Raw genomic sequence first — 22,592 nt, 5'->3', positions numbered from 1 at the left:
GGAGGGAAGGCAGGCGCGGTGCTCGAACTCGGAAGGTTTACGGCCGGCGGGTGTCGCCCGGGCGCAGGGCGTTTTCGGGGGCGAGGATGGTCGGCTGGCCGTCCAGGGCCGGGTCGGTGTCCGGGTAGTCGCGGATGAAGTGCAGCCCGCGGCTTTCCTTGCGCGACAGGGCACTCTTCACGATGATCTCGGCGACCATGGCCAGGTTGCGCAGCTCCAGCAGGTCCGGGGAGATGCGGAAGTGGCTGTAATACTCGTGGATCTCTTCCTGCAGGATGCGGATGCGCCGCTCGGCGCGGTGCAGGCGTTCGCGTGCGCGCACGATCCCGACGTAATCCCACATCAGCCGGCGCAGCTCGTCCCAGTCGTGGGCGACCACCACCTCTTCCTGTGACTCGGTCACTCGGGACTCGTCCCAGGCCGGCGGCACGGGGAGCTTCTCGGGGGCGGGCAGATCGGTCTGTGACAGGATGTGGTCGGCCGCGGCACGGGCATACACCAGGCACTCCAGGAGCGAGTTGCTGGCCATGCGGTTCGCGCCGTGAAGACCTGTGTAGGAGGCCTCGCCGGCGGCGTACAGCCCCGGCAGGTCGGTCTGGCCGAAGTGATTCACCATCACGCCGCCGCAGGTGTAGTGCGCGGCCGGCACCACCGGCAGCGGCTCGCGGGTCATGTCGAAGCCGAATTCCAGGCAGCGCTCATGGATCGTGGGGAAGTGTTCGCGGATGAACTCGGCCGGCTTGTGGCTGATGTCGAGGTTCACGTGGTCGATGCCGAGGCGCTTCATCTCGTGGTCGACGGCGCGGGCGACGATGTCGCGCGGGGCCAGTTCGGCGCGCTCGTCGAAGCGCGGCATGAAGCGTTCGCCGTTCGGCAGGAGCAGGACACCACCCTCGCCGCGGACCGCCTCGGAGATCAGGAACGACTTGGCCCGCGGATGGAACAGGCAGGTCGGGTGGAATTGCATGAATTCCATGTTGGCGATGCGGCACCCGGCGCGCCAGGCCATCGCGATGCCGTCGCCGGTGGAGCCGTCCGGATTGGAGCTATAGAGGTAGACCTTGCTGGCGCCGCCGGTGGCGAGGATCACGGTCGGGGCGAGGATAGTCTCCACCTCACGGGTCTTGGCGTCCTGCACGTAGGCGCCGATTACGCGCCGGCTGCCATCCACCGGGTGAGTGATCAGGTCCACGGCGACGTGGCGTTCGAACACCTCGATGCTGCCCTGGCCCGAGGCGCTGCGCACCAGGGCTTCTTCGATGGCTCGCCCGGTGGCATCGGCGGCGTGCGCGACGCGCCGGGCGCTGTGCCCGCCCTCGCGGGTCAGGTGCAGCCGGCTGCGGCCCTCGAGCGGCTCGCGGGTGAACGGCACGCCGAGGTTGAGTAGCCAGTGGATCGCCTCGGGGCCCGCCGCCACGGTGCGGCGCACGGCGTCCGGGTCACACAGGCCCGCGCCCGCGTCCAGGGTGTCCTGAATGTGGGCATCGAAGGAGTCGGTGCGGTCGAGGACTGCCGAGATCCCGCCCTGGGCATAGCGGGTAGAACCCTCGTCCACCGGGCCCTTGCTGATCACGGTGACGCGACGGTGCGGGGCCAGATGCAGGGCTGCGGAGAGCCCCGCCGCGCCGCTTCCGATCACGAGGACGTCCGCCAGGCGCGGTTGTTGTACTGTCCCCATGGGTCAGGTAACGTGCTGCGCTTGTTGCCAGAGCGAATTGTGGCCCTTGCGCAACAGTGTTGTGCGCAAAGCGAACTTAATGCGAGTCAGGCGGTCCATGCAACATAGAATACCGGAGACTGGCGTGTTGGCGGGAGTCCCCGCATGAGCGAGAAGGCTTCCGACGAGGCCCTGGTCAAGCGAGTTCAGAAGGGCGACAAGGCGGCCTTCGACGTCCTGGTGCTGAAGTACCAGCACAAGATCGTCAACCTGGTCGGGCGCTATGTCCATGACCATGCAGCGGCCCTGGACGTGTCCCAGGAGGCCTTCATCAAGGCCTACAAGGGGCTGGCGAACTTTCGCGGCGAGAGTGCGTTCTATACGTGGCTCTACCGCATCGCCATCAACACGGCCAAGAATCACCTTGTCTCTCAGGGACGGCGGCGGCCCGAGGCCGAAATCGATGCGCAGGACGCGGAACAGATGGGCGGTGACTCTGCCCTGAAGGACAGTGCAACCCCGGAGGGGGAGCTGTTGTCCGAAGAGATTGAAGGGGCGGTGCGTCGCACCATCGAGGAACTGCCCGACGACCTTCGGATGGCCATCACACTGCGCGAGATCGAGGGACTGAGTTACGAGGAAATCGCGCAGACGATGGGATGCCCGATCGGCACGGTCCGGTCGCGCATCTTCCGGGCCCGCGAGGCCATCGACCGGACCTTGCGTCCTTTGTTAGACAACAACTGAACGAGTAGCGCCATGACAGAGCAAGTCTCAAAGAATGAACGTCTTTCGGCCCTGGTGGACGGAGAAACGGATGACTTCGAGACGCGTCGCCTGATGGATGAACTGGTCAAGTCCGAAGAGGACCGCGGCCAGTGGGAACGCTATCACCTGATCGGCGATAGTCTGCGCGGCGGGATGCGCCGCACGGCCCCCGCGAACTTCATGGACGGTATCCATGCGGCCCTGGCCGACGAGGCGCCGCTGTCGGCTGCCCACAAGCCGGCGCAGCCGCGCTGGCTGAAGCCGGTTGCGGGCACCGGCGTGGCCGCCGCGGTCGCGATGGTGACCCTGGTCGGGATGCAGATGCTGGGGCCCGACACGGGCACGCAGGAGGCCGCTCCGGTCGCCAGCGAGACTCGTACCCCGGCACAGGTCGCCGATGGCGTGCAGCGGGCCAGTACCTCCGACGTCGAGGCCCCGGCCGCCGGACGCGAGTCGCTGGACCCACGTTTTGCCCGCTACCTCGAAAATCACGCGGAACTGACCGGGCCGGGTTCTACCGCCCTGGGCCGGGTTCGTTACTCGGTGAGTGACGAGTAACGCGTGATGCGCCGCGGCCTGCCGTTCGTCCTGGTTGCCGCCACTGCACTTTGCTGCGTTCCGTTGCCGGTTCTGGCCGGGGATCAATCCCCGGCAGACTGGCTGCAGCGGATGACCAGCAGCCTGCATTCGGAGAGTTACCAGGGAACTTTCGTGCTCCAGCGGGATGACCGACTGGACGCCATTCGTGTGGTGCACGCCGCCGAGAACGGTGGCTACCGCGAGCGCCTGGAAACCCTGACCGGAAGCCACCGCGAGATCCTGCGGTCGGTCGACCGTCTGAGCGCGTTGAAGGGAGCCCGGGCCGCAGCCGGCGAAGGTGGTGGAGGGGCCCCGCACTGGCCGGCCGGAGCGCCGGTCTTCCTGCTCGAACATCACGATCACTACGCCCTGGAAGACATGGGCGTGGACCGCGTCGCCGGTCTCGAGTGCCGCATGATCCTAGCGCGTGCCCGCGATATGCTGCGTTACAGCCATCGCTACTGCCTGCACACCGCGACCGCGCTCCCCTTGCTCAGCGAGCTGTACGACGGTCACGGGGCGCTGCTCGAGCGCCTGGCCTTTACCGATCTTGAGCATCTTGACGAGGTCGCGGAAACCGCCCTCGAGGCGACCCGCGAGGACGCCGAGCATGTCGAGGTGCGAGCCGACCATGGGCACAAGAAGCCCGACTGGGACGAGCAGACCGGCATGGACGGCTGGAGCTTTGCCAACCTGCCGGATGGCTTTTCCGCGATTGCCGCGTCCGAACGCCGTGTCGGAGACGACCAGGCCAGCCTGCGTCATTTCGTGTTGAGCGACGGTCTGGCCTCGGTCTCGGTCTATATCGAGAAGGCCAGCGGCGAGCAGATGTTCGAGGGCACGACACGTGCCGGGGCCACGCACGGGGCCGCGCGTTCGATCGCGGGGCACCAGGTCACTGCGGTGGGCGATGTCCCGCAGGCGACGGTGCGGGGCGTGCTGGACGCCGTGGTGCATCACCCCGGCAATTGAATCGCCACATGGGCTCGCAAGCATGAGTGAATGGATCCGCGAACAGGGAACCGTGCTCTCGGTGGAGGGCTACGCGGCGCGTGTGCGTATCGAGCGCCGTTCGACCTGCGGCAGTTGTTCGGCCCGGACGGGCTGCGGCAGCGGCGTCCTGTCCGAGGTGCTGGGCCGCAAGGCAGTGGAGGTGTCCATCGGCCATCCCGGCTCGCTGCAGCCGGGAGATACCGTGACCCTGGGTATTCGCGATCAGGCGCTGGTTTCGGGGGCCCTGGCGATGTACCTGTTGCCGCTCGCCGGCCTGGTGGCGGCGCCGGCACTGCTGATGCTGGTCGTGCCCGGACTCGGAGAGGGCTTTCACTTGCTGGCCGGGGCCCTGGGGTTCGCGGGCGGGCTGCTCGGCGTGCGCGCCTGGCTGCGCCGGCGCGCCCCGGATCTGGCGCCGGTGCTGCTGGAGCGCCATCCGGCCACGGGAACCCACCGCGCTGCGGCACCCATGGCTGCGCCCCGGCCCTGAATCTTCGCGCCGGTCGCCGGGAACTTGTGGCCGGGCCGGCTTTCTAGAGCCATGAACCTACGACTTCCCAATGCGGGCTGGATGATGATGAAACCGATGCAATGGGCACTGGTGGCCCTGACCTTTCTCGCCCTGTCGCTGCCGGCCTCGGCGCGCATGCTGCCGGACTTCGTGCCGCTGGCGGAGGAGCACAGCCCGGCGGTGGTGAATATCGCGACCACCCGCGAGCGCGAGAACCCGCATCGCAGTCAGATGCCGGACTTCGAGGGCTCGCCCTTCGAGGACCTGTTCGAACGTTTCTTTGGGGGCCCCGGGGGCGAAGGCCCGCGCGGGCCTGAGCGCTTCGAGCGCAACTCGCTGGGTTCCGGGTTCATCTATACCGAAGATGGCTACATCATCACCGCGAACCATGTGGTGGAGGGCGCCTCGGAGGTTGTCGTGCACCTGTCCGACCGGCGCGTGTTCGACGCCGAGATCGTTGGCAAGGACCCGCAGAGTGATGTGGCCCTGCTCAAGATTGACGCCGAGAACCTGCCCACTCTGAAACTCGGCTCCTCGTCCGATCTGAAGGTTGGCGAATGGGTGCTGGCGATCGGTTCGCCGTTCGGCTTCGATCACTCGGTGACCGCCGGCATCGTCAGTGCCAAGGGGCGCAGCCTCCCGAGCGAGAATTACGTGCCGTTCATTCAGACCGATGTGGCTATCAACCCGGGCAATTCCGGGGGGCCGCTGCTGAACCTGGATGGCGAGGTGATTGGCGTCAACGCGCAGATCTACAGCCGGACCGGCGGTTTCATGGGGCTGTCCTTTGCCGTACCGATCGAGATGGTGGGCGACGTGGTACAGCAGTTGCGCGAGCACGGCGAGGTGACGCGTGGCTGGCTGGGTGTGCTGATCCAGGAAGTGACCCGCGAGCTGGCCGACTCCTTCGGCATGGACAAGCCGGCCGGGGCGCTGGTCTCGCGCGTGCAGCCGGACAGTCCGGCGCAGAAGGCCGGCTTTGAAACCGGGGACGTAATCCTGTCGTTCAACGGCATCGAGGTGCCGAACTCGTCCGCACTGCCGCCGATTGTCGGGCGCACGCCGGTGGGCGCCGAGGCCGAGGTCGAGGTGCGCCGTGGTGACGAGACTCGTACCATCATCGTCGAGATCGAGCGTCTGCCGGAGGATATCTCCGCCCAGCGCGGCGGGCCGCAGCGTGAGGCCCCGGAGCGGACCGAGCCGCAAAGCCTGTTGGGGATGGTCCTGGAGCCGCTGGATGCCGAGCGTGCCGCAGAGCTGGACGTCGATGGCGGCCTGGTGGTCCGGGACGTCACCGACAATCCGGCGCGCTCGGCCGGGGTGCGCTCCGGCGACGTGATCGTCCAGTTTGGCGGCCATGCGGTCGACTCGGTGGAGAGCCTGGAGAAGCGGATCGAAGAGGTGGGTGAGCGGCGCACGGTGCCGGTACTGGTGTACCGTGGCGGCAATCCGACCTATATCGCCCTGCGCGTTCCGCGGGACTGAAACCGCCTCGTGCTGCGCTCGCGCGGGTCCAACGGCGCGGGTGCTGCGGGGCAGCAATGGAGAACGGGAGGGCTGCCGGCGGGTTCGGCAGCCCTCCCAATCGTTTCTGGATGACCGAACTGACCCTTTATCATCGCGAGAGCTGCGGTCTCTGCCATGACATGCTGGCCGAGATCATGGCCCTCAAAAGCCGTTATACTTTCGCGCTTACGGTCGTCGACATCGACGAGGACCCGGACCTGCAGGCGCGTTTCAACGTCAAGGTCCCGGTGCTCGCGGTCGACGACGACATTCTCTGCTGCCATTTCCTCGACCGAAAGGCACTGCTGGACCTACTGGCCCCTGCATGACCGAAACCCGCCTTACCCGCAATTTCTCCATCATCGCGCATATCGACCATGGCAAGTCCACGCTGGCGGACCGCCTGATCCAGGGTTGCAACGGCCTGACCGAGCGCGAGATGTCGGAGCAGGTGCTGGACTCGATGGATCTGGAGCGCGAGCGCGGAATCACCATCAAGGCGCAGAGCGTGTCGCTGTTCTATGACGCCCAGGATGGTCAGCGCTACCAGCTGAACCTCATCGACACCCCGGGGCACGTGGATTTCTCCTACGAGGTGTCGCGCTCGCTGTTCGCCTGCGAAGGCGCCCTGCTGGTGGTCGATGCGTCGCAGGGGGTGGAGGCGCAAAGCGTCGCGAACTGCTACACCGCGCTCGACCAGGGCCTGGAGGTCGTGCCGGTCCTGAACAAGATCGACCTGCCGGCCGCCGAGCCGGATCGGGTGGCGGCCGAGATCGAGGATGTGATCGGTATCGAGGCCACCGACGCCCTGCGAGTCTCCGCGAAGACCGGCGAGGGGATGGCCGAACTGCTGGAAGAGATCGTGCGTCGTATCCCGCCGCCGGAGGGCGATTCCGAGGCTGCACCCAAGGCGCTGGTGATCGACTCCTGGTACGACAACTACCTGGGCGTGGTCGCGCTGGTGCGGGTGAAGGCCGGGCGCTTCCGCGCCGGGCAGAAGATCAAGGCGATGTCGGTCGGGCGTGCCCACGAGGTCAGCCGGGTGGGGGTGTTCACGCCCAAGCCGGTGGATCGCGCGACCCTGGAGGTCGGCGATGTCGGCTATCTGATCGCGACCATCAAGGACATCTCCGGGGCCAAGGTCGGGGATACCTTCACGGACTTCAACAACCCGGCCTCCGAACCCGTGCCGGGCTTCCAGGAGGTTCAGCCGCGGGTGTTTGCCGGGCTGTTCCCGGTCAGTGCAGAGGACTTCAACGACCTGCGCGATGCCCTGGACAAGTTGCGCCTGAACGACGCCGCGCTGTCTTTCGAGCCGGAGACCTCGCAGGCGCTGGGCTTCGGCTTTCGCTGCGGCTTCCTCGGCATGCTGCACATGGAGATCGTGCAGGAGCGCCTGGAGCGTGAATACGACCTCGACCTGATCACCACCGCGCCCACCGTGGTCTACGAGGTGGAAAGAAGCGACGGCGAGGTGGTCATGGTGCACAACCCCTCGGAGCTGCCCCCGAACAACGAGATCGGCGAGATCCGCGAGCCGATCATCGAGGCCAATATCCTGGTCCCGCAGGAGTATGTCGGCGCGGTGATCACGCTGTGCGTGGAAAAGCGCGGGTCGCAGACCAAGATGCAGTACCTGGGGCGCCAGGTGCAGCTGGCCTACGAGTTGCCGATGTCCGAGGTGATGCTGGACTTCTTCGATCGGTTGAAGTCCGCGACCCGTGGCTATGCGTCGTTCGACTATCAGCCGCTGCGGTTCGAGGCCGCGCCGCTGGTACGTGTGGATATCCTGATCAACGGCGACCGGGTGGATGCGCTGTCGGCAATCGTGCATCGCGACCACGCCGAGTCGCGCGGGCGCCAGATCATCGAACGCATGGCGAAGATTATCCCGCGTCAGATGTACGAGGTGGCGATCCAGGCAGCGATCGGGTCGAAGATCATCGCGCGCTCCACGGTCAAGGCGATGCGCAAGAACGTGCTGGCCAAGTGCTACGGCGGGGATGTCTCGCGCAAGCGCAAGCTGCTGGAAAAGCAGAAGGCCGGCAAGAAACGCATGAAGTCGATCGGCCGGGTGGATGTCCCGCAGGAAGCCTTCCTCGCGGTGCTGTCGGTAGACGACGACAAGAAGTAACAACCAGGCCTGCGGCCCGGACGGGTCGCAGGGCGATCCCCGGCGGACCGGGAACAGAGGACACGGCATGGCAAATCTCGAACTGATCCTGGTGCTGGCAACCGCCGTGACCGGCCTGATCTGGCTGGGCTGGGTGATCCTGCGGCGGCGCCGGAGCCCCGAGCGCCAGCGCGAAATGCCCTGGTTCGTCGATTACTCGCGCTCGTTCTTCCCGGTCCTGCTGATCGTGCTGATCCTGCGCTCGTTCGTGGCCGAGCCCTTTCGCATCCCCTCGGGTTCGATGATGCCCACCCTGCTGGTGGGCGACTTCATCATGGTCAGCAAGTTTTCCTACGGTATTCGTCTGCCGGTGACGCGTACCAAGATTCTCGACACCGGGGAACCGGAGCGGGGCGAGGTGGTGGTGTTCAAGTACCCGCGCAACCCGGCCGAGGACTACATCAAGCGTGTGATCGGCCTGCCGGGCGACACCATCGCGTTCCGCGACCGCGTCCTGTACGTGAATGGGGAGCCGCAGTCGGCCGAGCGCGTCGGGACCTTCGAAGGCGAGGGCTCGGGGCAGGTGATGTCGGGTGCCTCGATCTTCGAGGAGACCCTGGACGGGCGCACCTATAACACCCTGATGCGCGAGCAGCAGGCCAGCCTGGATGGATCGGTCACCGTGCCCGACGGGCACTACTTCATGGTCGGTGACAACCGCGATAATTCCAACGACAGCCGGTCCTGGGGTTTTGTCGCCGCGGAGCATCTGGTTGGGCGTGCGCTCTTCATCTGGCTGCATTGGGATTACAATGAAGGCCATCGGGACTTTTCCCGGATTGGCCAGGCGATTCGCTAGTAGCCCCGCGGGGGCGGGCAAACAGGGACGGGGTTTTCATGCAACATTCCAGACACTCGATGCAGGGCGCGGGCGCGATCACCATTCTCGCGCTGATCTTCCTGGCGCTGCTGGTCGGTACCTTCGTGATCAAGATGGGCACGCAGTACACCCAGTTCCTCACCGTGCGCTCGATCATGCAGGACGTCGCCACCCAGGCCGGCGCGGCAGAGAAGAGCGAACGCGAACTGTGGCGCGAGATCAACCGCCGCTTCCAGATCAATTCCGTATACGACGGGATCGGCGAGGAGGACTTCAGCGTGACCGAGAATGGCGCCAGCCGCCAGCTGCATCTGCAGTACGAGGTGCGTCGCGAATTCCTCGGCAATGTGGACGTGGTGGCGCGCTTCTCGAACAGCGAGACGCTGGCCCCCTGATGGGGTCAGCGTCGGTTCCTTGCATGCTTTGTCGGGTGGGTTCGTGAGCCGGGATTTTCGCAGTCTGCTGCCCGCGGCCGTGCGCGACGGCGACGGGATTGATCAGGCGTTGACCCACCGCAGCGCCGGCGGGCGCAATAATGAGCGCCTGGAGTTCCTGGGTGACGCCGTCCTTGGGCTGGTGATCGCCGACGCCCTGTACGAGAAGCTCCCGGACGCCCCGGAAGGGGATCTCACCCGCCTGCGTGCGGCGCTGGTCAATCGCGAGTCGCTGGCGGATCTGGCTCGGGAGACCGGCCTCGAGGGCACGCTGAACCTGGGGCAGGGCGAGCGCAAGAGTGGCGGCCAGCGCCGCGACTCCATCCTGGCCGATGCGGTGGAGGCCCTGATCGGGGTGACCTACCGCGAGGCCGGGATGGAGGCCGCGCGCGACTTTACCCTGGCGCTGTATGTCGAGCGCCTGAACGATCTCCCGTCGGCCGAATCGCTGAAGGACCCCAAGACCCGGCTGCAGGAACAACTGCAGGGCCGCAATGCGGATCTGCCGGTCTACGAGGTGCTGGAGGTGGTCGGCCCCGATCACAAGCGCCAGTTCACCGTGGCGGTCCACCTGCCCACCCAGGGCTGGGGCCAACGTGGCCAGGGCTCCTCGCGCCGTCGCGCCGAACAGGCTGCGGCCGAGGCGGCCCTGAAACGCCTGCAACAGGTACAGGAACAATGAGTGAAACCGTAGTCCCCGAACCCGCCACCACGCACTGCGGGCTGGTCGCACTGATTGGCCGACCCAACGTGGGCAAGACCACGCTGATGAACCGCCTGGTCGGCGAAAAGCTGGCGGCCACAACCCGGCGTCCGCATACCACGCGTAATCGCATTCTCGGCATCGTGACCGAGGGGCAGGACCAGGTCGTACTGATGGATACCCCGGGGATCGATACCGAGCGTACCCAGCTGGTGAATCGAGTCCTCAATCGTACGGCCAGTCAGGCGTTGGCTGATGCCGATCTGGTCTGCTTCATCGTCGAGGCTGGAGAGTTCGGCCCCGGCGACGAGCGCATCGAGGAGACCATCCGTCATTCCGGGCGTCCGGCACTCCTGGTGATCAACAAGGTTGACCAGTGTCGGGAGAAGGAAGAACTGCTGCCGTTCATCGAGGCCCGCGCCGCGGCCTTCGGCTATGTCGGCGTGGTACCGCTTTCGGCGAAGACCGGATCCAACCTGGACGGTCTGATCGCGGAGATTCGGGCGCATATCCCGGAGGGACCGTTCCTGTACGACCCGGATCAGCTCTCGGATCGCCCGCAGCGCTTTCGTGCCGAAGAGATGATCCGTGAGTCCATGCTGGAGCATCTGGGGCAGGAAGTCCCGTACTCGGTGGCGGTGCGCGTGGAGGAGTGGTCGGACGAGCCGCGCACCACCCACATTGATGCCGTGATCCTGGTCGAGCGCGACAGCCAGAAGGGCATCGTGATCGGCAAGGGCGGGCAGCGACTCAAGCGTATCGGCCAGGCCGCGCGCGTCCAGTTGGAGGCGCTGCTGGAGCGCAAGGTGATGCTGCGCCTGACCGTGCGTGTCGAGGCCGACTGGACCCGCAACCCGCGCGCCCTGCGTGACCTCGGGATCGAAGAATCGCGGTGAGCGCGACCGCCGGGCTCACCCAGGGGGTGGTCCTGCACGCCCGCCCGCTACGCGAGAACAGCCGGGTGCTCGACCTGCTCACCGCCGAGGCCGGGCGCCTGTCGGTAGTGGTGCGCGGCAAGGCCGGATCGGTGCAGCCCTTCGTGCTGCTGGATCTCGCCTGGCGTGGGCGCGGCGAGCTGCCGACGCTGAATGTGGCCGAGCAGCAGCGGGTCTTCCCGCTGACCGGGCGGGCCCTGGTCTGCGGGCTGTACCTGAACGAACTGATCCTGCGCCTGTACCCACGCGACGCACCGATCCCGGAGGCCCTCCCGGCGCTGTTATCCGCTTATGCCCGGCTGGCCGCCCGCGAGCGCGCCGATACGGTCCTGCGCCGCGCGGAATGGGCCCTGCTCGCACCACTCGATTCCGGGCTCGAACACGTGGACCCGGCCGAGCTGGACCCCGATGCCTGGTACCGCTACGACCCGGAGGCGGGGGTCGAGCGTGTGGCCGCCGGTCGCAGCGAGGCGATCCCCGGTGTCGCGCTGCAGGCGCTGGCCAGCGCCTGCGACGTGCCGGATAATCAGGCCCGCGTCAGCCGCGACTTCATGCGTCGGCTGATCGACACCCATCTGGCCGGGCGGCCGCTGCGGACCCGGGGTCTGCTGTAGTGGCCCGGACCGCAGCCATACAAGGGCATCGCATCATGTCGCATCCTGCTCCGCTGAAGCTCGGGGTCAATCTCGACCATATCGCCACCATCCGCCAGGCGCGGCATACGCCGTACCCGGACCTGATGCAGGCCGTGCGCCTGGCCGAGGCCAGCGGGGCGGATTCGATCACCCTGCATCTGCGCGAGGACCGGCGCCACATTCAGGATGACGACGTGTTCGGGATCAAGCCGCGGCTGAAGGTCCCGATGAACCTGGAGATGGCCGCCACCGAGGGGATGCAGGCGATCGCCCTGAAGCTGCGCCCGGAGGCCTGTTGTATCGTGCCGGAGAAGCGCGAGGAGCTGACCACCGAGGGCGGCCTGGATGCCTTGGGCCAGCTGGAGCGTTTGCGCGCGTTTGTTGCGCCGCTGACCGCCGCCGGGATCGAGGTCTCGCTGTTCGTGGAGCCGGATGTGCGCCAGCTGGAGGCCGCCGTGGCCATCGGCGCCCCGGTGGTGGAGTTGCATACCGGTGCTTATGCGAATGCCCGCGATGTCGCCGAGCGCGAGCGGCTCCTGGGCGGGATCAACGAGGCCGCTGCGGCCGGCCGGGCCATGGGGCTGGTCATCAACGCGGGGCACGGGCTGGACTATGACAACGTGCGGCCGATTGCTGCCAACCCGGTGTTTCACGAGCTGAACATTGGGCATTCGATCGTGGCCCGGGCCCTGTTCACCGGCCTGCCCGAGGCGGTCAGCCATATGCGCGGCCTGATGGATGCCGCGCGCCAGGGTCTGCCGCCCGGTCAGTACCCGGTTTGAGCGCCGGATGATCCTGGGCATCGGAACCGATCTGGTGCAGGTCGCGCGCATGCAGGGCATGTGGGAGCGCCACGGTGCGCGCCTGGCGGAACGTATCCTGCACCCGCTGGAGCGCGCGGACCTGCCGCCCGAACACCCGGCCGGTTTTCTCGCCCGGCGCTTCGCCGCCAAGGAGGCCCTGTCCAAGGCGCTCGGCTGCGGCATCGGGGCGGATATGGCACTGGCCGAGGCCGGCGTGACCCATGATGCCCGTGGTCGGCCGGAGTTCGTGCTGGAGGGGCGTGCCCGCGCCACGGCCGAGCGTCTGGGCGCCGGGACCATCCATCTCAGCATCAGCGACGAGCGCGATTACGCCCAGGCGTTTGTCGTGATTGAGGCCGAGCCGGCCGGTATGGGCCCCGAGTAACCCCCATTTCCCTCCGGGCGTGGTTGCCCGCCCGGAGGCGCCTCCCTAGAATGTGACCCCTTATGCCCGCCGGTCTCCATGGATTCCGCGTCGGGCGCAGCCCTGAGCGAGCGACGGAGTCCACTCCATGCCCTGGAACGAACCGGGAAACAACAACCGCGACCCCTGGAGTGGGGGTGGTGGCGGCCAGCGCGGTAGCGGTGGCGGCGGAGGCGGTAACCAGCCGCCCGATCTCGAAGAAATGATGCGCAAGCTGTCGCGTCAGCTGAACGGCATCTTCGGCGGGGGCGGCAGTGGCGGCTCCGGCGGTTCCGGAAGCGGCGGCATGGGGCGCGGCACGCAGGCCCTGGTCAGCCTCGGCCTGATCATTGCCGTGGTTGTCTGGCTGGCCTCCGGATTCCATATCATCTCGGAAGGCGAGCGCGGCGTCGTGCTGCGTTTCGGCGAATTCCAGCAAGTGAAAAACCCGGGGCCGGGCTGGCACCTGCCGTACCCGATCGAGCGCGTCGAGATCGAGAATGTCGACAACGTGCGTACGCTCTCCCACCGTGCGCTGATCGTGACCGGTGACGAGAACATCATTGATGTCGACATCGCGGTGCAGTACCGCGTCCTCGATCTGGTCGACTACCTGTTCAACGTGCGCGACCCCGACACCACCGTGAACCAGGTGATGGAGTCGGCGATCCGCGAGCGTATCGGCAAGAACAACCTGGACTTCATCCTCGGCGAGGGGCGTGGCGAGATCGCATCCTCCTCGCGAGTGGTGATGCAGGAAAACCTCGATTCCTATGGCGCGGGCATTATCGTGACGGCCGTGTCCATGCAGCAGGCGCAGCCGCCGGAGCCGGTGCAGGAGGCCTTTGCCGACGCGATTCGTGCCCGCGAGGACGAGGTGCGTTTCCGCAACGAGGCCGAGGCCTACGCCAACGGTGTGATTCCGCGGGCACGCGGTCAGGCCGCCCGTATCATCGAGGAGGCCGAGGGTTACCGGGACCAGGTGATCGCGCGCGCCGAGGGTGACGCCTCGCGCTTCGATCAGTTGCTGGCCGAATACCAGCAGGCGCCGGACGTAACCCGCGACCGCCTGTACCTCGAGGCCGTCGAGGCCGTGCTGCAGGATTCCCGCAAGGTAATGCTGGATGTGGGCAGCAGTAACAACCTGATGATGTTGCCGCTGGATCAACTGTTCCAGGGGCAGCGCTCCACCACTAATTCCGGTGACACGCCAACACCGCGGCCGCTGGATACCAGCCGCAGCACGTTCGGCAACAGTGGCACGGGCACGAACCGACTGGGCGATCGCAGCCCGGCCGCCCAGCGTTCGCGGGAGGTTCGCTAATGTTTCGCATCGTCGGTATTGCCGTAGTCGTGCTCGGGATCGTGGTCGCGCTGTCGACCTACACCGTCGACGAGCGTGACCGCGTGATCAAGTTCGCCCTCGGGGAGATCCGGGAGGTCGACCCGGCCCCTGGGCTGCACTTCAAGTTCCCGCTGATCCAGAACGTCGAGAAGTTCGACGCCCGGATCATGACGCTGAATATCCCGCCGGACCGGTTCCTGACCTCCGAGGCGAAGAACATCATTGTCGACTTCTACGCCAAGTGGCGGATCGACGATGTCGGTCAGTTCTACCGTGCCACCCGTGGTGACGAGCGTCTGGCCGAAGAGCGCCTGGCCCAGATCCTGCGCGACGGGATGCGTAACGAGTTTGCACGCTTCGAGTTGCAGGACGTGGTCGCTGGCGAACGCCTGACGATCATGGGTGCGGTGCGCCAGACTGCGTTGGAGACCGCGCAGGAGCTGGGGATCGACCTGGTTGATGTCCGCATCCGCCGCATGGACCTGCCGGAAGAGGTGTCCGAGTCGGTATACGAGCGCATGCGCGCCGAGCGTCAGCGGGTCGCCCAGGACTTCCGCGCCCGCGGTCAGGAAGAGGCCGAGCGCATCCGCTCGCGCGCCGACCGTGAACGCACGGTCATCCTGGCGAACGCCTATCGGGACTCGGAAGAGATCCGCGGTGGCGGTGATGCGATCGCCACCGAGACCCTCGGGCGCTCGTTTGGCGAGGATCAGGAATTCTTCCGCTTCTATCGAAGCCTGATCGCCTACCGCAATAGCATGAGTGGCGAGAACAGCACCTTCATCCTGGAACCGAACTCCGAGTTCTTCCAGTTCTTCAACGCCCCCGGTGGCGAACGCCCGGCGCCGTTGCCGACCCGGTAAAGGAGGGGCGGAGGCGGTCCGCCGTGGCCGCCTCGAAGGTGGCCGTTTGCAACGGGCCCGGAAGATTCCGGGCCCGATTTTTGCCGGGCCGCCACTCGGGCGTGGCGGATCACAGCACAAGAGCAGGGACGAGATGACCGATATCAACCGCTGGTTGCTGCCGGACGGGCTGGAGGAGGCCCTTCCGGATGCTGCGCGCCGTCTGGAGGACCTCCGCCGGCGCGTGCTGGACCAGTTCGACACCTGGGGCTATGACCTGGTGATGCCGCCGCTGGCGGAGTATCTGGAGTCCCTGTTGACTGGTGCCGGGCACGCGCTGGATTTGCAGACCTTCAAGCTGACGGATCAGCTCACTGGCCGCATGATGGGCGTGCGCGCAGACCTGACCCCGCAAGTGGCGCGGATCGATGCTCACCGTCTGCGTGTCCAGGGCCCGAATCGGCTTTGTTACGTGGGCAGTGCGCTGCGTACCCGTGCAGATGAATGGTCGGGTTCACGCAGTCCGCTTCAGGCCGGGGCCGAGCTGTTTGGCCATGACGGGATCGATAGTGATCTCGAGATTATCCGGTTGATGCTGGCGACCCTGGCCGCCTGCGGAGTGGAACGTCCTAGCATGGATCTCGGCCACGTCGGGATCTATCGTGCCCTGGCGCAGGATGCGGGTCTGGATGCGAGCCAGGAGCAGGAATTTTTCGATCAACTCCAGCGCAAGAGCGTGCCCGAGATCGAACAGACCCTCGCGGCCTGGCAGGCCGGCGGCATGGATCCGGCGGCCTGTGCGCGGCTGCGCTCCCTGGTGGATCTGAATGGCGACGCCACGGTACTCGACGCTGCCCGTCGCGCCCTGGCCGGTGCACCCGCCGAGGTGGCGGTGGCGCTGGATCACCTGCAGGCTGTGGTCGCACGGCTTGAGGCGAGCGAGCCGGGCCTGGACCTGCACCTGGACCTGGCCGAGTTGCGCGGCTATGCCTATCACACCGGTCTGGTGTTCGCGGCCTTCGTGCCCGGGTCCGGCCAGGCGATCGCGCGCGGTGGCCGTTATAACGAGATCGGTCGCGTCTTCGGCCGCGCACGGGCGGCCACCGGTTTCAGCACCGATTTGCGCGCCTTCGTGCGCCGCGAGGCCGGGGCGCCGATGACGCCTCGTCAGACGGTGCTGGCACCGGCCACCGGCGATGTGGCGCTGGAGGCGGCCATTGCGGATCTCCGTGCCCGCGGCGTGCGCGTAGTGCGCGAGCTGGAAGGCCAGGACAACGAAGTACCCGGGGGCGCGCGGCTCGAGCCGCGCGCCGGGGAATGGACAGTAGTGGAGCATTGATGGCGATGGGACGTTTTGTAGTCGTACTGGGCAGCCAGTGGGGTGACGAGGGCAAGGGCAAGATTGTCGATCGTCTGACCGAGGATGCCGCGGCCGTCGTGCGCTTCCAGGGCGGGCACAATGCCGGGCATACCCTAGTGATCGATGGCGAGAAGACCGTGCTCCACCTGATCCCGTCGGGCATCCTGCGGGAGGGCGTGGAATGCATGATCGGCAATGGCGTGGTGCTCTCGCCCGAGGCTCTGATCACCGAGATGGAAGAGCTGGAGGCCAAGGGTGTGCCGGTGGCAGACCGTCTGCGCCTGTCGGATGCCTGCCAGCTGATCCTGCCCTACCATGTAGCCCTCGACCTGGCGCGCGAAAAGGCCCGTGGCAAGGCCGCGATCGGGACCACCGGGCGCGGCATTGGCCCCGCCTACGAGGACAAGGTTGCGCGCCGGGGCCTGCGCCTGGACGACCTGTTCCACCGCGAACGCCTGGCGGCCAAGCTGGGCGAGGTGATGGACTATCACAACTTCGCGCTGAAGCATTACTTCAAGGCCGCGACCATCGACCAGCAAGAGGTCTTGGAGCAGTGCCTGGCGCACGCCGAGCGCCTGCAGCCGATGGTCACCGACGTGGCGGGCCGCCTGCACAAGCTGCGCGAGCAGGGCAAGGACGTCATGTTCGAGGGGGCCCAGGGCACGCTGCTGGACATCGACCACGGCACCTATCCGTTCGTGACTTCGTCGAATACCACCGCGGGTGGTGCGTCCACCGGGTCGGGTGTGGGGCCGCGCGACCTCGACTACGTGCTGGGGATCACCAAGGCCTACACGACCCGGGTGGGCGCCGGACCGTTCCCGACCGAGCTGTTCGACAACATGGGTGAACACCTGGCGCGGCAGGGCAATGAGTTCGGTTCCACCACGGGGCGCGCACGGCGCTGCGGCTGGTTCGATGCCGTCGCGCTGAAGCGAGCAGTCAAGGTGAACAGCATCAGCGGATTGTGCATGACCAAGCTGGATGTGCTGGATGGCCTGGAGAACGTGCAGATCTGCGTGGGCTACAACTGCGATGGCGAGACCCGCGAGGCGCCGCCGTCCGGCGCCGAGGCCTATGCGGCCTGCACGCCGATCTACGAGGAGATGCCGGGGTGGACGGAATCCACGGTCGGGATCCGCGAGTATGACCAGTTGCCGGCTAATGCCCGCGCCTATCTGGAGCGTCTGAGCGAGGTGGTCGGGGTGCCGGTCGACATGGTCTCCACGGGGCCCGATCGTGACGAGACCCTGGTGTTGCGCGACCCGTTCGACAGCTGATTGCGTGTCTCCCTGGGCACGTCGGGGCGCGCACCACCGTGCGGGCTCCGGCGAGCCGAGTGGCGGAGCAGGTGGGATTCGCCACGCAGAAAATCCGCCACCCTCACGGGTGTCGCTTCGCGTATAACAGGGATTCGAATACAGCTGAAAAATGGTGCCGAGGAGAGGACTTGAACCTCCACGGGGTTACCCCCACTAGCACCTGAAGCTAGCGCGTCTACCAATTCCGCCACCTCGGCACGAGGGACGACACACAATGAGGAAACCGTGTGTCCTGCGCTTCAGGAGCGCGCAATATAGTGCGCGGCTGGGGGGCTGTCAACGCCCCGGAGCGGGAATGTTTCCCTCCGGTGTGGTCGGCAGGGGGCGCGCAAACGCGTCCCCTGCGCAACAAAATTCCGCATGCCTCATAATGGGCGCTTTGCGCGCCCAGCCGGATTCCCGGCGAGGGGCTGCCCATTGCAACATCCACAGAGTTCACTGAATGCCAAGACAACGTCGCAAGACCCCCGCCGATCCCAATTTCGAGCGCGAGGCGCAGAAATACGACAACCCCATCCCCAGTCGCGAGTTCATCCTCGGGCTTCTGCAGGAAGCCGACAATCCGTTGTCCTACGACGAGATCGCGGAACGTCTGAAGATCGACGACGAGGATCGCCTCGAGGCCCTGCGCCGCCGCCTGAAGGCGATGGAGCGCGATGGGCAGGCCCTTTGCAACCGTCGCGGTGCCTATCTGCCGGTCAACCAGGAAGACCTGATCCGCGGGCGCGTGATCGGTCACCCGGATGGTTTTGGTTTCCTGGTGCCGGACGAGCAGGATGACGACCTGTTCCTGTCGCCGAAGCAGATGCGCGGGGTATTTCATGGCGACCGGGTTCTGGCCCGGGTCATGGGCGTGGATCGTCGCGGCCGCCGCGAGGGCGGGATTGTCGAGGTCCTGGAGCACAACACCACCCAGGTGGTCGGGCGCCTGAAGATCGAGGACGGTGTCGGCATCCTGACCCCGGACAACAAGCGCATCACCCACGACATCCTGGTGCCGCCGGACGGCCTGGGCGAGGCGGAGGACGACCAGATCGTGGTCGTGCGCATCCGTGAATCCGCTTCACGCTCGGCGCGCCTGCGTGGGGACGTGCAGGAAGTCCTGGGCGAGCACATGGCGCCGGGTATGGAGATCGACATCGCGATCCGCGCCCACGCCCTGCCGCACGAGTGGCCGGACGAGGTCACCGCGGCGGCTGACGAGCTGGGCGCCGAGGTGGCCGAGGCAGACAAGAAGGATCGCCTGGACCTGCGCGAGAAGCCGTTCGTCACGATCGATGGCGACGACGCCCGCGACTTCGACGACGCCCTGTACTGCGAGCCGGAAGGCAAGGGCTGGCGGCTGTGGGTTGCGATCGCCGACGTGTCGCACTACGTCCAGCGCGACGCCGCGCTGGATCGCGAGGCGCGCACGCGCGGCACCTCGGTGTACTTCCCGAACAACGTGATCCCGATGTTGCCGGAGGCCCTGTCCAACGGTCTGTGCTCGCTGAATCCGAACGTGGACCGGTTGAGCATGATCTGCGAGATGGAGATCGGTGCGCGCGGGGCGCTGAAGAGCTATCGCTTCCACGAGGGACTGATCCGTTCGCACGCCCGCCTGATCTACGAGGACGTGGCCGCGATGCTCGACGGCGACGCGGCGCAGCGCGAGCAGAACGCGCATGTGATGCCGAACCTGGAGACCCTGCACCAGGCCTTCAAGGCCCTGCACGCGGCGCGCAATCGCCGGGGCGCGATCGACTTCGACACCACCGAGACCAAGATCGTCTTTGGCGAGGACCGCAAGATCGAGAAGATCGTGCCGACGGTGCGCAACGATGCGCATCGCCTGGTCGAGGAATGCATGATCATGGCCAACGTGGCCGCCGCGCGCTTCCTCAAGAAGCACAAGGTGCCGGCGCTGTACCGCATCCATGATCAGCCGCCGTCGGACAAGATCGACGACCTGCGCGAGTTCCTCAATGGCGCGGGCCTGAGCCTGGGTGGTGGTGACGAGCCGAGCCCCGCCGACTACACCGAGGTCCTGAAGGCGGCGCGCCAGCGCACCGACCAGCAGCTGATCCAGACCGTGCTGCTGCGCTCGCTGAGCCAGGCGGTGTATGCCCCGGAACTCGACGGCCACTTTGGCCTGGCGCTGGACGACTACGCGCACTTCACCTCGCCGATCCGCCGCTATCCGGACCTGCTGGTGCATCGCGGCATTCGCCATGTGCTGCGCAAGGGCAGTGGCAAGGCCTTTCCGTACTCGCATGGCGACATGGAGCAGTTGGGTGAGCATTGCTCGATGGCCGAGCGACGCGCCGACGACGCGACCCGCGACGCGGTGGCCTGGCTGAAGGCCGAGTACATGCAGGACAAGGTCGGCGAGACCTTCCCCGGCGTGGTCTCCGGAGTCACCGGGTTCGGTCTGTTCGTGGAGATCAAGGACGTCTACATCGAGGGCCTGGTGCACGTGACCAGCCTCGACAACGACTTCTACCACTTTGACCCGGCACGCCACAGCCTGACCGGCGAACGCGGTGGCCGGGTGTTCCGTATCGGCGACGAGCTCCAGGTGCAGGTGGCCCGGGTGAGCCTGGATGATCGCAAGATCGATCTGGCCCTGGCCCAGGAAGCGGGCCAGCCGAGTCCCGCCGCTCCGCCGCCGAAAAAGCGCAGCCGTCGTAGCAAGCGCCGCAAGGATGCCGATGCGGCTCCGGTCGAGGCCGCCGCCGAACCAACCGCAGCAGCGCCCGAGCCTGAGGCAAAACCCACAGCAGCCGGGCCGGAGGCGCCCGCGGCCGACGATGATGCCCCGGCGCCGAAGAAGAAGCGCCGCCGTCGTGGTGGCCGCCGCCGTGGGGCCGCCGGTGGCGACACGAGCCCTGCTGCCGAGCCGAGCCCGGCGAAAGAACCGAGCTCGGAGAAAGAGCCGAGCCCAGGGAATGAAGCGAGCCCAGGGAATGAAGCGAGCCCAGGGAATGAAGCGAGCCCAGGGAATGAGGTGAGCCCGGGGAATGAGGCGAGCCCGGGGAATGAGGCGAGCCCGGGGAATGAGGCGAGCCCGGGGAATGAAGCAAGCCCGGGGAATGAACGGACCCGGGGCAGCGGACGTGGCCGGGGCAACGCACGCCGCCCGCGGAACGCGCCGGATGAAGGCAACAGCGATGCCCCGGAACCGGGCAACGAGGCGGTTCCGCCGCCGCGCCCCGAGGCCGACAAGGACGGAAATACCATTGTCGAGCCGAGTGCGGATCGCCCGGCCAAGGCCAAGGAATCCTCTGGGTCCGGACGTGGCCGCAGCCGTCGTCGACGTCCGTCCTCGTCCTGAGGCGCCGGGTGAACCCGCGTCTGTTCCCTCGCTTGCTCGGGGGCTGCTCAGACGGTGTCCGCCGGGGCGTTGACCCGTGGCGGGATCGCCGTGGCGGAGGTCCGCGATGAGCAAGGGGGGCAAGGGTAGCCGCGCCGAGACCTTTGGTGGCATCCACGCAGTGGCCGCCGTGTTGCAGCGGGCCCCGGAGCGGGTCAAGCGACTGCAGCTGGCGCCCGACCCCATCGAACCCGCCCTGGAGCGCCTGCGAGCGCTGGCGCAGTCGCGGGGTATCTCGATCGAGCGGGTAGGCCGCGAGCGGCTCGATCAACAGCTTCCGGGGTTCCAGAACCAGGGTGTGGTCGTGCACTGCACGCCGCGCCCGCTGCTGGACGAAAAGGCCCTGATCACCCGGGTGCGCGATGGCCTGGATCTGCTGCTGGTGCTCGATGGGGTGACCGACCCGCACAATCTCGGGGCCTGCCTGCGGACCGCGGATGCGGCCGGGGCCGGGGCGGTGGTCATGCCGCGCCATCACAGCGCCGCATTGACCCCCGCCGCCATCAAGGTGGCGTCCGGGGCCGCCGAGACCGTGCCGGTGGTGACGGTCGGCAATCTCGCGCGGACGCTGGCAGCCCTGAAGGATGCCGGGATGTGGACCGTAGGCCTCGCTGGGGAGGGGGGTGAGAGCCTCTATGACCTGGACCTGCGCCCGCCGACCGCGATCGTCATGGGGGCCGAGGGCGAGGGCCTGCGGCGTCTGACCCGGGAGGCCTGTGACCACCTCGCGGCCCTGCCGATGCAGGGCGCGGTAGAAAGCCTCAACGTCTCCGTCGCCACCGGCGTCACCCTGTTCGAGGCGGTCCGTCAGCGCCGCGAAGGTCCGCCGGCTGGTTCTGCGTAGCCGGTAGCCTTCCGGGGGCGGTGCAAACCCCTGTTGCGCCGGCTCCCTGCTTGTTGTTGGCGCCCGCTTCGGTTATCGTGTCGCGCCTTTCTGCCCTGCGGCTGCGTCCGCTGGGTCGAACCCTTGCCTCACCGCATTTGACGGGAGGCTGATACCCGCAAGGAGTTCCCGATGCGTCATTACGAAGTTGTATTCCTGGTCCACCCGGACCAGAGCGAGCAGGTCCCGGCGATGATCGAGCGCTACAAGGGCCTGGTCGAAGGTCATGAAGGCAAGATCCACCGCCTGGAAGACTGGGGCCGCCGTCAGCTGGCCTACCCGATCCAGAAGCTGGTGAAGGCCCACTACGTGCTCATGAACATCGAGGCCTCGGAAGAGGCGATGGAAGAGCTCGCCAGTGCCTTCCGGTTCAACGATGCCGTGCTGCGCCACCTGGCAATGCGCATGGAAGAGGCCGTGACCGAGATCTCCCCGCTGGCCAAGGGCCAGGAAGAGGAGAGTGGCAAGGGCCGTCGCCGCGAGCGTGACGACGAGGGTGGCGAAGGCGCCTCCGACGACTCGGCTTCCGCCGAGTAAATCCCGCCCGTTCGTTGACCGAATCATTGAA

The 22,592-nt window shown here is 66.9% G+C and carries 22 protein-coding genes and 1 tRNA gene; 21 read left to right on the top strand and 2 right to left on the bottom strand.

The genetic code is table 11. The features are described from left to right. Positions 1–37 precede the first annotated feature (37 nt). Complete coding sequence (nadB, locus tag G335_RS0105590; protein WP_018176117.1) at positions 38–1,678, bottom strand: L-aspartate oxidase; 1,641 nt, start codon at positions 1,676–1,678, stop codon at positions 38–40. 144 nt (positions 1,679–1,822) lie between these two features. Between nadB and rpoE the strand changes: the two genes are divergently transcribed. From rpoE to G335_RS0105500, 18 genes are all read left to right on the top strand, one after another. Further along, on the top strand, positions 1,823–2,404 hold the full coding sequence (gene rpoE / locus G335_RS0105585; protein ID WP_018168138.1) for an RNA polymerase sigma factor RpoE: 582 nt from the start codon (positions 1,823–1,825) through the stop codon (positions 2,402–2,404). A 12-nt stretch (positions 2,405–2,416) separates the two neighbouring features. Then, a complete protein-coding gene (locus G335_RS0105580) occupies positions 2,417–2,983 on the top strand; it encodes a sigma-E factor negative regulatory protein (protein ID WP_018176116.1) in 567 nt (188 codons plus the stop codon). Positions 2,984–2,989: 6 nt separating this feature from the next. Next, positions 2,990–3,976: a MucB/RseB C-terminal domain-containing protein gene (locus G335_RS0105575; RefSeq protein ID WP_018144068.1), complete on the top strand. Its 987-nt coding sequence runs from the start codon at positions 2,990–2,992 to the stop codon at positions 3,974–3,976. 22 nt (positions 3,977–3,998) lie between these two features. Then, positions 3,999–4,487, top strand: a complete 489-nt coding sequence (locus tag G335_RS0105570) for a SoxR reducing system RseC family protein (protein WP_018144067.1) — start codon at positions 3,999–4,001, stop codon at positions 4,485–4,487. An 81-nt stretch (positions 4,488–4,568) separates the two neighbouring features. Next, positions 4,569–5,993 carry a DegQ family serine endoprotease gene (locus tag G335_RS0105565; RefSeq protein WP_018176115.1) on the top strand — a complete coding sequence of 475 codons (1,425 nt, stop codon included), beginning with the start codon at positions 4,569–4,571 and terminating at the stop codon, positions 5,991–5,993. Positions 5,994–6,103: 110 nt separating this feature from the next. Further along, the gene (locus G335_RS0105560; protein ID WP_018144065.1) at positions 6,104–6,343 is read left to right on the top strand and encodes a glutaredoxin family protein; all 240 of its coding nucleotides are present in this window, start codon (positions 6,104–6,106) and stop codon (positions 6,341–6,343) included. Then, positions 6,340–8,148: a translation elongation factor 4 gene (gene lepA / locus G335_RS0105555; RefSeq protein WP_018144064.1), complete on the top strand. Its 1,809-nt coding sequence runs from the start codon at positions 6,340–6,342 to the stop codon at positions 8,146–8,148. The genes G335_RS0105560 and lepA overlap by 4 nt, the downstream gene beginning before the upstream one ends. 67 nt (positions 8,149–8,215) lie before the next feature. Continuing rightward, positions 8,216–8,986, top strand: a complete 771-nt coding sequence (gene lepB / locus G335_RS0105550; RefSeq protein WP_018176114.1) for a signal peptidase I — start codon at positions 8,216–8,218, stop codon at positions 8,984–8,986. Between the two features lie 59 nt (positions 8,987–9,045). Continuing rightward, the gene (locus G335_RS0105545) at positions 9,046–9,402 is read left to right on the top strand and encodes a DUF4845 domain-containing protein (RefSeq protein ID WP_018144062.1); all 357 of its coding nucleotides are present in this window, start codon (positions 9,046–9,048) and stop codon (positions 9,400–9,402) included. A 43-nt stretch (positions 9,403–9,445) separates the two neighbouring features. After that, positions 9,446–10,123, top strand: a complete 678-nt coding sequence (gene rnc / locus G335_RS0105540) for a ribonuclease III (protein WP_026289529.1) — start codon at positions 9,446–9,448, stop codon at positions 10,121–10,123. After that, positions 10,120–11,040, top strand: coding sequence for a GTPase Era (gene era / locus G335_RS0105535; RefSeq protein ID WP_018144060.1), 921 nt, complete (start codon positions 10,120–10,122; stop codon positions 11,038–11,040). The genes rnc and era overlap by 4 nt, the downstream gene beginning before the upstream one ends. Further along, complete coding sequence (locus G335_RS0105530) at positions 11,037–11,693, top strand: recombination protein O N-terminal domain-containing protein (protein WP_018176113.1); 657 nt, start codon at positions 11,037–11,039, stop codon at positions 11,691–11,693. The genes era and G335_RS0105530 overlap by 4 nt, the downstream gene beginning before the upstream one ends. A gap of 35 nt (positions 11,694–11,728) precedes the next feature. Then, entirely contained in the window at positions 11,729–12,496 is a 768-nt protein-coding gene (locus G335_RS0105525; RefSeq protein WP_018168145.1) for a pyridoxine 5'-phosphate synthase, read from the top strand. Positions 12,497–12,503: 7 nt separating this feature from the next. Then, complete coding sequence (gene acpS, locus G335_RS0105520; RefSeq protein WP_018168146.1) at positions 12,504–12,902, top strand: holo-ACP synthase; 399 nt, start codon at positions 12,504–12,506, stop codon at positions 12,900–12,902. Between the two features lie 127 nt (positions 12,903–13,029). Beyond that, positions 13,030–14,244, top strand: a complete 1,215-nt coding sequence (hflK, locus tag G335_RS0105515) for an FtsH protease activity modulator HflK (RefSeq protein ID WP_018144056.1) — start codon at positions 13,030–13,032, stop codon at positions 14,242–14,244. Then, positions 14,244–15,128 (top strand): protease modulator HflC, encoded by an 885-nt coding sequence (gene hflC, locus G335_RS0105510; protein WP_018168147.1) that lies wholly within the window; start codon positions 14,244–14,246, stop codon positions 15,126–15,128. The genes hflK and hflC overlap by 1 nt, the downstream gene beginning before the upstream one ends. Positions 15,129–15,261: 133 nt before the next feature. After that, entirely contained in the window at positions 15,262–16,446 is a 1,185-nt protein-coding gene (locus G335_RS0105505) for an ATP phosphoribosyltransferase regulatory subunit (RefSeq protein WP_018168148.1), read from the top strand. Next, a complete protein-coding gene (locus G335_RS0105500) occupies positions 16,446–17,747 on the top strand; it encodes an adenylosuccinate synthase (protein ID WP_018168149.1) in 1,302 nt (433 codons plus the stop codon). The genes G335_RS0105505 and G335_RS0105500 overlap by 1 nt, the downstream gene beginning before the upstream one ends. A gap of 152 nt (positions 17,748–17,899) precedes the next feature. Here G335_RS0105500 and G335_RS0105495 read toward each other — a convergent pair. After that, positions 17,900–17,986 (bottom strand) — tRNA-Leu (locus G335_RS0105495). Between the two features lie 245 nt (positions 17,987–18,231). On the opposite strand from G335_RS0105495, the gene rnr reads away from it, so the two are divergent. The 3 genes from rnr (at position 18,232) to rpsF (ending at position 22,561) form a co-directional block, all read left to right on the top strand. Then, the gene (gene rnr, locus G335_RS0105490) at positions 18,232–21,102 is read left to right on the top strand and encodes a ribonuclease R (RefSeq protein ID WP_018176112.1); all 2,871 of its coding nucleotides are present in this window, start codon (positions 18,232–18,234) and stop codon (positions 21,100–21,102) included. 106 nt (positions 21,103–21,208) lie between these two features. Beyond that, positions 21,209–21,985, top strand: coding sequence for a 23S rRNA (guanosine(2251)-2'-O)-methyltransferase RlmB (gene rlmB, locus G335_RS0105485; RefSeq protein WP_018176111.1), 777 nt, complete (start codon positions 21,209–21,211; stop codon positions 21,983–21,985). 171 nt (positions 21,986–22,156) lie between these two features. Continuing rightward, the gene (gene rpsF, locus G335_RS0105480) at positions 22,157–22,561 is read left to right on the top strand and encodes a 30S ribosomal protein S6 (RefSeq protein WP_018168152.1); all 405 of its coding nucleotides are present in this window, start codon (positions 22,157–22,159) and stop codon (positions 22,559–22,561) included. Positions 22,562–22,592 lie beyond the last annotated feature (31 nt).

The organism is Thioalkalivibrio sp. AKL8 (assembly GCF_000380525.1).
Classification (GTDB): Bacteria; Pseudomonadota; Gammaproteobacteria; order Ectothiorhodospirales; family Ectothiorhodospiraceae; genus Thioalkalivibrio; species Thioalkalivibrio versutus.
Note: the sequence above shows the minus strand (reverse complement) of the source record. Positions and strands in the feature narration are given on the sequence as shown.